This is a genomic window from Micromonospora sp. RP3T (assembly GCF_003027925.1).
GTDB lineage: Bacteria > Actinomycetota > Actinomycetes > Mycobacteriales > Micromonosporaceae > Micromonospora.
In genome coordinates, this window is sequence record NZ_PYPS01000035.1 from 12,404 (window position 1) to 24,819 (window position 12,416).

Here is a 12,416-nt window from a genome sequence, read left to right on the forward strand (position 1 = left end):
GTGACGAAACCGGCACCCCTCGCCGCCGTCGGCCGTGTCGCCGGGGCGGCTGCCCTCATCGCCGTGCTCACCGTGGTCAGCCGGCTCGTCGGCTTCGGTCGCACCGCGGTGTTCACCTGGACGCTCGCCCCCACCGACCTCGGTGGCGCCTACCTGGTGGCGAACTACGTCCCGAACGTCATCTTCGAGATCGTCGCCGGTGGGGCGCTGGCCAGTCTGGTCGTACCGCTGCTGGCCGGCGCCGTCGCCGCGGGTGACCGGCGGGCGGTGGCCGCCACCACCGGGGCGCTGCTGACCTGGACGCTGAGCCTGCTGGTTCCGCTGGCGGTGCTGGTGGCGCTGCTCGCCGAGCCGCTGACCGTGCTGCTCGGGCACGGCCTGGACCCGGTCCAGCAGGCGGCCGGGGCGCGGATGCTGCGGGTCTTCGCGCCCCAGTTGCCGCTCTACGGCGTGGGCATCGTGCTCACCGGGGTGCTCCAGGCGCACCGTCGGTTCGCCTGGCCGGTGCTCGCGCCGCTGCTGTCCAGCGTCACCGTCATCGCGGTCTACCTCGCCTTCACCGCCGCCGAGGGGCGGCGGGCCGGCATCGGCGAGGTGGGCCGCGGCGGGGAACTGCTGCTCTCCGGCGGCACCACGCTCGGCGTGGTGGTGCTCTCGCTGTCCCTGCTGATTCCGCTGCGCCGGCTGCGGCTGCGGCCCCGCTGGGGCTACCGCTTCCCGGTCGACGCCCGGGCCCGGGTCGGTGGCCTGGTGGCCGCCGGGGTGGTCACCGTGACCGCCCAGCAGATCGCCCTGGTCGTCACGCTCAACCAGGTCACCTACGGCCGGGTCGCCGACGTCGGGGTCTACAACCTGGCCCAGACCGTCTACTTCCTGCCCTGGTCGGTGCTGGCGGTGCCGCTCGCGGTGGCCGCGTACCCGACGTTGGTGGCGGCCCGGGCCGGCGGCGACGAACGCGCCTACCGGGACACCCTCGCTCCGGCCGCGCGCGGGGTGGTGCTGTTCAGCCTGCTCGGCGCCGCCGCGCTGGCCGGCACCGCGATCCCGGTCGGGCACTTCTTCTTCCCCGACCCGGTGGACGCGCGGACCGCCGCGGCCGGCATCGCCGGCTTCGCCCCCGGACTGCTCGGCTACGGGCTGTTCGCGGTGCTCACCCGAGCGCTCTACGCGCGCGGCGAGACCCGCGCGGCCACGGTCGCCACCGCGCTCGGCTGGCTGAGTGTGCCCGCCCTGGCGGTCCTGGCCGGCCAGGCGTTGCCGCTGGCCGACCGGGTGCCGGCGGTGACGCTTGCCACGTCCGCCGGCATGCTGCTGCTCGGCGCGCTGCTGGTCGCCGCCGTACGGCGCGCCGCCGGCCCGGAGGCGCTGGCCGGCATCGGCCGGGCCGGCGCGGCCGGGCTGCTGGCCGCCGCGGTCGCCGCCGCGGGCGGGGTGGCCACCGCCCGCTGGCTGGAGCGGCTGGGGGACGGGACCCCGACGACGCTCGCGGCCCTCGCGCAGGGCATGCTGTCGGGGGTCGTGGTGGGCGTCCTGTTCCTCGCCGTCGCCTGGCTGACCGACGCCCGCGACCTGCGGCCGCTGCTGGCGGCCGTGACCCGCCGGCTGCGTCGCCGGCGACCGGCCGACGACCCGCCGGTGGACCAGCACCCCGGCGAGCGGGGCGACGGAAAGGAGATCGTTTCCTCATGACGGACGCCTCGCCGGCACCGCGCTGGCCCGGGTCGGTCGCGCTGGTGCTCGCCTCCAGCACCGGCGGGGTGGGGCAGCACGTCCGCTCGGTCGCCCGCGGGTTGACCGAGGCCGGCGCGTCGGTGCTGGTCTGCGGACCGGCCGCCACCCAGGAGCAGTTCGACTTCACTCGGACGGGCGCCCGGTTCACGCCGGTGGAGATCCCGGCCAGCCCCACCCCCGGGGACGCGCGCGCGGTCGGCGCGCTGCGCCGGGCGCTGGCGGAGACGCCCGTCGACGTGGTGCACGCGCACGGCCTGCGCGCCGGCCTGGTGGCCGCGCTCGCCCGGCCCACCGTCCCGCTGGTGGTCACCTGGCACAACGCGGTGCTCGCCGGCGGGTTGCGCGGCGCGGCGTCCCGGCTGGTGGAGCGCGTCGTCGCCCGTTCCGTACGGGTCGCGCTGGGCGCCTCCGCCGACCTGGTCGAGCGGGCCGCCGCGCTGGGCGCGGCCGACGCCCGGCTGGCGCCGGTCGCCGCGCCGACGCTGCCCCCGCCGGGTCGCCGTCGCGCCGCGGTGCGGGCCGAGTTCGGCGTCACCGCCGACCGTCCGCTGATCCTGTCGGTGGGCCGGCTGCACCCGCAGAAGCGGTACGACGTGCTGATCGACGCCGCCGCCCGGTGGCGGACCCGGGTCCCCGCCCCGGTGGTGGTGATCGCCGGCAGTGGACCCGCCTACCTCCCGCTGGCGGCGCGGATCTCGGCCGCCCGGGCGCCGGTGACCCTGCTCGGGCACCGCACCGACGTGGCGGACCTGCTGGCCGGCGCCGACCTGGCGGTGGTCACCAGCGACTGGGAGGCCCGCCAACTGTTCGCCCAGGAGGCGCTGCGTGCCGGTGTGCCGCTGGTGGCGACCGCGGTCGGTGGCCTGCCGGAGCTGGTCGGTGACGCCGCGGTGCTGGTCCCGGCCGGCGACGTGGACGCGGTCGACGCGGCGGTGCGCGAGCTGCTCGACGACGCGGCCCGCCGCGCCGACCTGGGCCGCCGGGGCGCGGCCCGCGCCGCGACCTGGCCCACCGAGGCGGACACCGTGGCCACGCTCGCCGACCTGTACGCCGAGCTGACGCCGCAGCATTCCCCGGGGAACCGCTGATGCTGCGCAGACTGACCCCGGTGCTGCTGACCCTGGTGGTGGTGGCCCTGGGCATCACCGCGCTGACCGCCCGCCCGGACGACGGCGGGCCCCGGCGCAGCGCCGACTTCGTGGTGCTGGTCGGCGCGGCCGGCCTGCGCTGGGACGACGTGGACCCGCAGAACACGCCGACGCTGTGGCGGATGGCCGAGCAGGGCGCGATCGGTTCGCTCTCGGTGCGTTCCGCGCACCGCCCCACCTGCCCGGTGGACGGCTGGTTGACGCTCGGCGCGGGCAACTTCGCGGCCTGGAACGGCAGCCGTCCCGGCGGCTGCCCGGCCACCGGGGTGACCGTCGAGCAGCCCGACGGGATCGGCGCGAACCTGCCCGACCAGCCGGGCGTCGTCGCCCACAACCAGGAGAAGCTCGCCTGGGGCGCGGTGCCGGGCGCGCTGGCCGAGTCGGTGCGCTGTTCGGTGGCGGTCGGGCCGGGCGCGGCGGTGGCCGCCGCCCGCCCGTTCGGCCGCGTCGACAGGTACGAGCCGGCGCTGCCCGACGATCCGGCGGAGCTGCTCGGCTCCTGCGTGCTGAGCATCGTCGACGTGGGCACTGTCGACGACGACGACCCGGCCGTCCGGGCCGCCCAGGCGCGCCAGGCCGACGCCCGGCTCGCCCGGGTGCTCGCCGCCCGGCCGCCGCGCTCGCTGGTGCTGGTGGCCGGCGTCTCCGACACCGACTCGCCGGCGCGGCTGCACGTCGCCGTCGCGGACGGTCCGGGCTGGGACGGCGGCTGGCTGACGTCACCGAGCACCGCCCGGGCCGGCTACCTGCAACTGGTCGACCTGGCCCCGACCGCGCTCGCCGCGCTCGGCCGGCCGATGCCGGAGCGGTTGTTCCTCGGCCGGCCCGCGGTGACCGTCGACGACCGGCCGGACGACCTGCCGGAGGCGATCAGGGCGCCGGCCGACGCGGACCGGGAGGCGGCCGCCCAACGCCGGGTCGCCGGCTGGTTCTTCACGTTGCTCGCCGCCGCCCAGATGGCGCTCGCGGTGGCGGTGCTGCCGCTGCTGCGGCGGGCCCGCCGGCTGGCCGGGCCGCACGGGCCGGAGCCGGTGTCCCGGCGGGTGGTCGCGGTGGTGGAGCTGCTGCTGGTCGCCGCCGCGTTGGCGGTGCCGGCGGCGCTGCTGGCCGACGCGGTGCCCTGGTGGCGCGGGATCCACGCGGGCTGGTGGTTCGCCTCGGTGACCGCCCTGCTCATCGTCGGCGGCACGGCGCTGGTCCGGTTCGCTCCCGGGCACGACCGCACGCTCGGGCCGCTCGGCGCGGTGGCCGGGCTGGCCACGCTGGTGGTCGGCGTGGACGTGCTGACCGGTTCCCGGCTGCAACTCAACGGCGTGGTGGGTTACTCCGCGCTGGAGGGCGGCCGGTACGCCGGCCTGGGCACTGTCGGTCTGGGCGTGTTCATCGCCGGGTCGCTGCTCTGCGGGGGCTGGCTGGCCCAGCGGGTCCGCCGTACCTGGCGGCCGACCGTGATGGTGGCCGTGGCCGGCACCGCGGTGGTGATCGTGGGCAGCCCGTACCTGGGCGCGGATTCGATCGGTGCGATCGCGCTCACCGCCGGGGTGAGCGTGGCCGCGGCGATCTGCGGCGGGGGCTGGCTGACCGTCAGCCGCCTCGCCTGGGCCACCATGGCCGGGCTGGCCGTCACCATCGGCTTCGCGCTGGTCGACCTGGGCCGGCCGGCGGCGGAGCGGGGCAGCCTGGGTCGTTTCCTGGCGGCGCTCGGGGACGGCACCGGCGGCCTGACCGTGCACCGGTCCAGCACCTCGAACTTCCAGACGTTGGTGAACAGCCCGCTGACCGTGCTGGCCCTGGCCGGGGCCGCGCTGGTCTGGCTGGCGCTGCTCCAGCCGTGGGGCGGGCTGATGCGGCTGTTCGGCATCTATCCGGCGATCCGGGCGGCGATGGCCGGCACCGGGGTGGCCGCCGGGCTGGGCGGCGTGCTGGGCGGCTCCGCGCTGGACGTGGCCGGCGCGGCCGGCGCGCTGGTGGTGCCGATGGCGGCGTTGGCCGCGCTGCGGGTGCTCGACCACTCCACCGACCGCACGCTGCCGGACAGCGGCCGGCCCGGGGGAGAGGGCGGCGGGGCATCGTCGGACGGGTCCGGTCCCGGTGGCGCGGGCCCGGCGGGTCCGGGGACGACCGAGGTGGCCGCGGCGCCGGGGGCCGCCACCCCCGCGCACCGGAGTTGATCACGGACGACGGGGCCCGACGTGCGCCGACAGCGGGTGCGACGCCGGCTCACGGTCCGGATGGTGTTACCGTGGAATCCCGTGGATCGCGTGATCACTTGTCTGATCGGCACGGCGGTTCGCACGACCGCTACGGACGACACGGGAGCAGGCCTTGGCCCCTTCAGCACGGACGACCAGGCACATTTTCGTCACCGGGGGAGTCGCCTCCTCGCTGGGCAAGGGCCTCACCGCCTCCAGCCTCGGCAACCTGCTGACCGCGCGCGGGCTGCGCGTGGTGATGCAGAAGCTCGACCCGTACCTGAACGTCGATCCCGGCACGATGAACCCGTTCCAGCACGGCGAGGTGTTCATCACCGAGGACGGGGCGGAGACCGACCTCGACGTCGGCCACTACGAGCGGTTCCTCGACCGTGACCTCTCCGGCAAGGCGAACGTCACCACCGGGCAGATCTACTCGGCGGTGATCGCCAAGGAACGGCGCGGGGAGTACCTGGGCGACACGGTCCAGGTCATCCCGCACATCACCAACGAGATCAAGGCCCGGATCCTCGGCATGGCCGACCCGGACGCCGACGGCCAGGTCCCCGACGTGGTGATCACCGAGGTCGGCGGCACGGTCGGCGACATCGAGTCGCTGCCGTTCCTGGAGTCGATCCGCCAGATCCGGCACGACCTGGGCCGGGACAACTGCTTCTACCTGCACGTGTCGCTGGTGCCCTACCTGGCCCCGTCGGGCGAGCTGAAGACCAAGCCGACCCAGCACTCGGTGGCGCAGCTGCGCAGCATCGGCATCCAGCCCGACGCGCTGGTGCTGCGCTGCGACCGGGAGATCCCGGACAAGGTCAAGGAGAAGCTCTCGCTCTACTGCGACGTGGACCGGGAGGCGGTCACCGCCGCCCCGGACGCGCCGAGCATCTACGACATCCCGAAGGTGCTGCACCGCGAGGGCCTGGACGCGTACGTGGTCCGCCGGCTCGGCCTGTCGTTCCGCGACGTCGACTGGACCCGCTGGGACGACCTGCTGGAGCGGGTGCACCAGCCGCGCCACACCATCACCGTGGCGCTGGTCGGCAAGTACGTCGACCTGCCCGACGCGTACCTGTCGGTGAGCGAGGCGATCCGGGCGGCCGGGTTCGGCCACCGCGCCCGGGTGCAGCTCAAGTGGGTGCCCAGCGACGAGTGCGTCACCCCGGCCGGCGCCGCCGCCGCGCTGGCCGGCGTGGACGGCATCGTGATCCCCGGCGGGTTCGGGGTGCGCGGCATCGAGGGCAAGGTGGGCACCGCCCGGTACGCCCGGGAGAACGGCGTCCCGCTGCTCGGCCTCTGCCTCGGACTCCAGTGCATCACCATCGAGGTGGCCCGTCACCTGGCCGGTCTGGACGGGGCGAACTCGCTGGAGTTCGACGAGGAGGCCGTGCACCCGGTCATCGCCACCATGGCCGACCAGGAGGACATCGTGGCCGGCCGCGGCGACCTGGGCGGCACCATGCGGCTCGGGGCGTACCCGGCGACGCTGGCCGAGGGGTCGATCGTCGCCGAGGCGTACGGCAGCACCGAGGTCAGCGAGCGGCACCGGCACCGGTACGAGGTGAACAACGCCTACCGCGACCAGCTCACCAAGGCCGGCCTGACCATCTCCGGCACCTCCCCGGACGGCCGGCTGGTCGAGTTCGTCGAGCTGGACCGGAACCTGCACCCGTTCTTCGTGGCCACCCAGGCGCACCCGGAGCTGAAGAGCCGCCCGACCCGCCCGCACCCGCTGTTCGCGGCGTTCGTGGGCGCCGCGGTCGCGTACTCCGAGTCCGACCAGCTTCCGGTCGACCTGGACGGCCCGGCGGACGCCGCGGCGGCGAAGAAGGCCGGCCGCAACGGTGGCACGAAGGCGGCGGCGAAGTGAGCGGCGTCGAGCACCGGTACGAGGTGACCGCGCGCCGGGACGTGTGGTCCGGCCGGATCTTCTCGGTGGTCAGCGACGACGTGACCATGCCCGGTGGCGGCACCGCGGCCCGCGACTACGTCCGGCACGTCGGCGCGGTGGCGGTGGTGGCGCTCGACGACGCCGGTCAGGTGGTGCTGATCCGCCAGTACCGGCACCCGGTCGGCCGGCACCTGTGGGAGCTGCCCGCCGGGCTGATGGACGTCAGCGGGGAGGACCTGGCCGCCGCGGCGGCGCGGGAACTGGCCGAGGAGGCCGACCTGACCGCGGGGCGCGTCGACGTGCTCGTCGACCTGCACAGCTCGCCCGGTTTCTCGGACGAGGTGGTGCGCGTCTTCCTGGCCCGTGACCTTGCCGACGTCCCGGCGGCCCAGCGGCACGACCGCCGTGACGAGGAGGCCGACCTCCAGGTGGTCCGGGTCGACCTCGACGAGGCGGTCCGGATGGTCCTGGCCGGGGAGATCACCAACGCGGCCGGCGTGGCCGGGCTGCTCGCCGCCGCCCGGGCCCGGGAGACCGGCTTCGCCGAGTTGCGTCGCCCGGAGGCGCCGCTGCCGCGCTGATCGGAACCGACGACGAAGGGGCCGCGCGGCGTTTGTCGCGCGGCCCCTTCCGTGTGTCCGCGTTCAGTCGCGCAGCGGGCGGCCCTGGCCGTCGACGCCGCCGTTGACCAGGATCAGGATGCCGTCGACGAGCCCCCAGATCGCGCCGAAGCCACAGGTCACGAGTGTGACCACGAGCTGGATGACGCCGGTCTTGGTGTCGCCCATGTAGAACCGGCCGATGCCGAAGCCGCCGAGGAGGATCTGGAGGATGCCCGCGACGACCTTGCTCTTGTCCGAGACGCCGTACGGGTGCTGCTGGTAAGGAGTGGTCATGAGCGGACACCATAGTGATCCACTCGCGTTCCGCGCGCGCCGGCACCCCACCGGTGGGAAGATATTTACCGAAGTCTGTCCTGTCGGCTGATGGCGTCTCCACCGGCCAGCCCGGTCCATGCCTGACACTCCGTCAGCACCACCGGGCACCGGATGTCACAGTGTCGGCGCCCCCGCGCCGTCCGCGCGCCTAGACTGCCGCCGGCGGGACCTGACCGCGTCGGCAACGGAGCCGTCGCGGCGCCGCGCTGTCGGGGGTGAGCCGCGCCCCGGAGGAAGGTGTCTGCATCGTGAAGGTCGGAATCCCCCGCGAGGTCAAGAACCACGAGTACCGGGTGGCGATCACGCCGGCGGGCGTCAACGAGTTCTCCCGCCACGGTCACGAGGTCTTCGTCGAGGCGGGTGCCGGGGTCGGCTCCAGCATCACCGACGAGGAGTTCGCCGCCGCAGGCGCGAAGATCCTGGCCACCGCCGACGAGGTCTGGGACACCGCCGAGCTGGTGCTCAAGGTCAAGGAGCCGATCGCCGAGGAGTACCCCCGCATGCGCGAGGGGCAGGTGCTCTTCACCTACCTGCACCTGGCCGCCTCCCGTGAGTGCACCGACGCGCTCGTCGACCGCAAGGTCACCGGCATCGCGTACGAGACGGTCGAGCTGCCGGACCGGTCGCTGCCGCTGCTCGCCCCGATGTCCGAGGTGGCCGGTCGGCTCGCCCCGCAGGTCGGCGCGTTCTACATGATGCGCACCGGCGGCGGCCGGGGCGTGCTGCCCGGTGGCGTCTCCGGCGTGTACGCGGCCAAGACCGTGGTCATCGGCGCCGGCGTGTCCGGCCTCAACGCCGCCGCCATCGCGCTGGGCCTGCAGTCCGAGGTGCTGCTGCTGGACAAGAACGTGGCCCGGCTGCGTTCCGCCGACGCCATCTACCGGGGCCACCTGCAGACCGTGGCCTCCAACGCGTACGAGATCGAGCGGGCCGTGCTCGACGCGGACCTGGTCATCGGCGCGGTGCTGGTGCCCGGCGCGAAGGCCCCGAAGCTGATCTCCAACGAGCTGGTCTCCCGGATGAAGCCGGGCAGCGTGCTCGTCGACATCGCCATCGACCAGGGCGGCTGCTTCGAGGACTCGCGTCCCACCACGCACGCCGACCCGGTCTACAAGGTGCACGACTCGATCTTCTACTGCGTGGCGAACATGCCCGGCGCGGTGCCGAACACCAGCACCTACGCGCTGACCAACGTCACCCTGCCGTACGCGCTCGAACTGGCCAACCAGGGCTGGCGCACGGCGCTGCGCGGCGACCCGGCGCTGGCGCTGGGCCTGAACACCCACGACGGCCGGGTCGTCTACGGCCCGGTCGCCGAGGCGCACGGCATGGACGTGCTGCCGCTGGCCGAGGTGCTGAGCTGACCGACCCCGAGGCGCACCGGGCCGGCGCGACGCCCGCGCCGGCCCTGCGCCGCGCGGTCCGGAGCTATCTGGACCACCTCACCGTCGAGCGTGGCCTGTCCGGGAACACGCTCGCCTCGTACCGCCGGGACCTGGACCGCTACCTCGACACGCTGGCCGCCGCCGGGGTGGCCGACCTGGCCGCCGCCGGCCCGGCCGAGGTCGAGGCCCACCTGGCCCGGCTGCGGTCCGGCGACGACGACCACCCGCCGCTCGCCGTCTCGTCCACCGCCCGCGCCGCCAGCGCGGTACGCGGCCTGCACCGCTTCGCGCTGCGCGAGGGCCTGGCCGGCGCCGACCCCGGCCGCGACGTCCGCCCGCCGACCCCGCCGCGCCGGCTGCCCCGGGCGCTGCCGGTCGACGCCGTGCTCCGGCTGATCGACGCCGCCGGCCCGGCGACCGCCACCGGCGACGACGCGCCCCGCGCGCTGCGCGACCGGGCGCTGCTGGAATTCCTGTACGGCACCGGCGCGCGCGTCTCCGAGGCGGTCGGCGCGGTCGTCGACGACCTCGACCTGGACGCCGGCGCCGTGCTGCTGCGTGGCAAGGGCGGCAAGGCCCGCCTCGTGCCGGTCGGCGGGTACGCCGCCGACGCGGTGCGCGCCTGGCTGACCCGGGGTCGCCCGGCGCTGCTCGCCGCCGGGCGGGGCACGCCGGCGCTGTTCGTCAACGCCCGGGGCGGGCCGCTCACCCGGCAGGGCGCCTGGGGTGTGCTGCGCGCCGCCGCCGACCGGGCCGGCCTGCCGGTCGACGGGCCGGACGCGGTCTCCCCGCACACGCTGCGCCATTCGTACGCCACCCACCTGCTCGACGGCGGCGCGGACGTGCGCGTGGTGCAGGAACTGCTCGGCCACGCGTCGGTGACCACCACCCAGGTGTACACGTTGGTCACCGTGGACCGACTGCGCGAGGTGTACGCCACCGCGCATCCGCGTGCGCTCACCTGACGGCCGGCCGACACGCCGACCCGCTGCCGAACGTGCTGCTCGCCCGTGGCGTACAGTCGGCATCGGCGCGGGCCTCCAGGTGCGACGGACCGGGGGGTGCGCAGCGGCGCCGCGAGGGACGTCGGACGGCTCCGACGCCGGGTTGGTCGTCGGGAGGGGGCAACGAGGACATGGCAGGAAACGGTGACCGTGCCGAGACCTGGACGTCGGAGCTCCGTGAGCAGCAGGCGACGCTCGGCGCCGACCTCGGCCCCGCCGACCCGGCCGCCTACACGATGCGCAAGCCGATCCCGGAACCGATGCCGACCGACCGGCACGGCCCGGCGCGGATCATCGCGATGGCCAACCAGAAGGGTGGCGTCGGCAAGACCACGACCACCATCAACCTGGGCGCCGCGCTCGCGGAATACGGCCGCAAGGTGCTGCTCGTCGACTTCGACCCGCAGGGCGCCCTCTCCGTCGGCCTGGGCGTCAACCCGCACAACCTCGACCTGTCGGTCTACAACCTGCTCATGCAGGACGACGTCACCGCCGAGGACGTCCTGATCAAGACCGACGTGGCCGGGCTGCACCTGCTCCCCGCCAACATCGACCTCTCCGCCGCCGAGATACAGCTCGTCAACGAGGTCGCCCGGGAGATGGCCCTGGCCCGGGTGCTGCGCACCATCCGCAAGGAGTACGACTTCATCCTGATCGACTGCCAGCCCTCGCTGGGCCTGCTGGCGATCAACGCGTTGACCGTGGCGCACGGCGTGCTCATCCCGCTGGAGTGCGAGTTCTTCAGCCTGCGCGGCGTCGCGCTGCTGCTGGACACCATCGACAAGGTGCGCGAGCGGCTCAACTTCGACCTCGAACTCGAAGGCATCCTCGCCACCATGTACGACAGCCGCACCACCCACTGCCGTCAGGTGCTGCAACGGGTGGTCGAGGCGTTCGGCGACAAGGTCTACCAGACCGTCATCACCAAGACGGTGAAGTTCCCCGAGTCGACGGTGGCCGGCGCGCCGATCACCACGCTCGACCCGGCCTCCTCGGGCGCGCGCAACTACCGGCAGCTCGCCCGAGAGGTGATCGCCGCCGAGACGGACCGGTAGGGCGTCCGCCACCCGCCCACCGCGTCGACTACGGTTTCCCGGTGACCGCGCCGCCCCTCGACCCGCCGCACGGCGCCGGCGACCCCGCCGAGGTCGACACCGGGCCCGCCGAGACCAGCGGTTTCACGGTCCGGTTGGACAACTTCACCGGCCCGTTCGACCTGCTGCTCCAGCTGATCAGCAAGCACAAGCTGGACGTCACCGAGGTCGCGCTGCACAAGGTCACCGACGAGTTCATCGCGTACCTGCGCGCCATGGGCGACCAGTGGGACCTGGACGAGACAAGCGAGTTCCTGCTGGTCGCCGCCACCCTGCTCGACCTGAAGGCGGCCCGGCTGCTGCCCTCGGCCGAGGTGGAGGACGAGGCGGACCTGGCGCTGCTGGAGGCGCGGGACCTGCTCTTCGCCCGACTGTTGCAGTACAAGGCGTACAAGGAGGCGGCGGCGCACATCGCCGGGTTGGAGGCGGTCGGCGGTCGGCGCTACCCGCGGGCGGTCACCCTGGAGCCCCGGTACGCCGAGGCGCTGCCGGACCTGGTGCTCGGCATCGGCCCGCAGCGGCTGCTCCGGCTCGCGGTCAAGGCGATGAGCCCGAAGCCGGTGCCCGAGGTGTCCATCGCGCACGTGCACATGGTCCGGGTCAGCGTCCGGGAGCACGCCGGCATCATCGCCGAGCGGCTGCGCCGGGCCGGTGTCGCCACCTTCTCGCAGCTCTGCGCCGACTGCGACATCACGCTGGAGGTGGTGGCCCGGTTCCTGGCGCTGCTGGAGCTGTACCGGCAGGGCCTCGTCGCGTTCGTGCAGGAGCAGGCGCTGGAGGAGCTGACGGTCCGCTGGACCGGCCCGGCCGACGGCGACGCCGAGCTGACCGTCGACGAGTACGCCGGCGCCCCGGAGCCGCCCACCGCCCGGGCCGCCGCCCCCGGACCGGATGCCGCGTCCGCCCCCGGCGTGCCCGACGACGCACTCGCTGACGTGGCTCCCTCCGACGTCACCGTCCGACCCGCTGACGCCGGCTCGCGCCGCGAGGCGGCGGACACGACCGCACCGACGCAGGAGTGACC

Annotated in this window: 10 protein-coding genes; 9 read left to right on the forward strand and 1 reads right to left on the reverse strand. The window is 74.8% G+C overall.

Features of this window, described 5'->3' with window-relative positions; translation table 11 throughout:
* The 5 genes from murJ to C8054_RS24835 all read left to right on the forward strand — a co-directional run bounded on the left by murJ (nt 1) and on the right by C8054_RS24835 (nt 7,552).
* Entirely contained in the window at nt 1–1,689 is a 1,689-nt protein-coding gene (gene murJ / locus C8054_RS24815; RefSeq protein WP_107160795.1) for a murein biosynthesis integral membrane protein MurJ, read from the forward strand.
* Nucleotides 1,686–2,819, forward strand: a complete 1,134-nt coding sequence (locus tag C8054_RS24820) for a glycosyltransferase family 4 protein (RefSeq protein ID WP_107160797.1) — start codon at nt 1,686–1,688, stop codon at nt 2,817–2,819. The genes murJ and C8054_RS24820 overlap by 4 nt, the downstream gene beginning before the upstream one ends.
* Nucleotides 2,819–5,050: a hypothetical protein gene (locus C8054_RS24825; protein WP_233220170.1), complete on the forward strand. Its 2,232-nt coding sequence runs from the start codon at nt 2,819–2,821 to the stop codon at nt 5,048–5,050. The genes C8054_RS24820 and C8054_RS24825 overlap by 1 nt, the downstream gene beginning before the upstream one ends.
* 154 nt (nt 5,051–5,204) lie before the next feature.
* Nucleotides 5,205–6,950 carry a CTP synthase gene (locus tag C8054_RS24830; protein ID WP_107160800.1) on the forward strand — a complete coding sequence of 582 codons (1,746 nt, stop codon included), beginning with the start codon at nt 5,205–5,207 and terminating at the stop codon, nt 6,948–6,950.
* Nucleotides 6,947–7,552 carry an NUDIX domain-containing protein gene (locus C8054_RS24835; protein WP_107160802.1) on the forward strand — a complete coding sequence of 202 codons (606 nt, stop codon included), beginning with the start codon at nt 6,947–6,949 and terminating at the stop codon, nt 7,550–7,552. The genes C8054_RS24830 and C8054_RS24835 overlap by 4 nt, the downstream gene beginning before the upstream one ends.
* A gap of 63 nt (nt 7,553–7,615) precedes the next feature.
* Here C8054_RS24835 and C8054_RS24840 read toward each other — a convergent pair whose 3' ends face one another.
* Nucleotides 7,616–7,987, reverse strand: coding sequence for a TM2 domain-containing protein (locus tag C8054_RS24840; protein WP_107160804.1), 372 nt, complete (start codon nt 7,985–7,987; stop codon nt 7,616–7,618).
* A gap of 170 nt (nt 7,988–8,157) precedes the next feature.
* Between C8054_RS24840 and ald the strand changes: the two genes are divergently transcribed.
* The 4 genes from ald (at nt 8,158) to C8054_RS24860 (ending at nt 12,414) form a co-directional block, all read left to right on the forward strand.
* Nucleotides 8,158–9,273 carry an alanine dehydrogenase gene (ald, locus tag C8054_RS24845; RefSeq protein ID WP_107160806.1) on the forward strand — a complete coding sequence of 372 codons (1,116 nt, stop codon included), beginning with the start codon at nt 8,158–8,160 and terminating at the stop codon, nt 9,271–9,273.
* On the forward strand, nt 9,270–10,259 hold the full coding sequence (locus C8054_RS24850; protein ID WP_107160915.1) for a site-specific tyrosine recombinase XerD: 990 nt from the start codon (nt 9,270–9,272) through the stop codon (nt 10,257–10,259). The genes ald and C8054_RS24850 overlap by 4 nt, the downstream gene beginning before the upstream one ends.
* A 170-nt stretch (nt 10,260–10,429) precedes the next feature.
* On the forward strand, nt 10,430–11,353 hold the full coding sequence (locus C8054_RS24855) for a ParA family protein (protein ID WP_091657002.1): 924 nt from the start codon (nt 10,430–10,432) through the stop codon (nt 11,351–11,353).
* Nucleotides 11,354–11,394: 41 nt separating this feature from the next.
* Complete coding sequence (locus C8054_RS24860; protein ID WP_233220171.1) at nt 11,395–12,414, forward strand: ScpA family protein; 1,020 nt, start codon at nt 11,395–11,397, stop codon at nt 12,412–12,414.
* Nucleotides 12,415–12,416: the final 2 nt, after the last annotated feature.

Coding starts and splice junctions, on each gene's coding strand:
- C8054_RS24820 (WP_107160797.1), top strand. CDS start 1,686: ATGACGGACGCCTCGCCGGCACCGCGCTGGCCCGGGTCGGTCGCGCTG.
- C8054_RS24825 (WP_233220170.1), top strand. CDS start 2,819: ATGCTGCGCAGACTGACCCCGGTGCTGCTGACCCTGGTGGTGGTGGCC.
- C8054_RS24840 (WP_107160804.1), bottom strand. CDS start 7,987: ATGGACCGGGCTGGCCGGTGGAGACGCCATCAGCCGACAGGACAGACT.
- C8054_RS24855 (WP_091657002.1), top strand. CDS start 10,430: ATGGCAGGAAACGGTGACCGTGCCGAGACCTGGACGTCGGAGCTCCGT.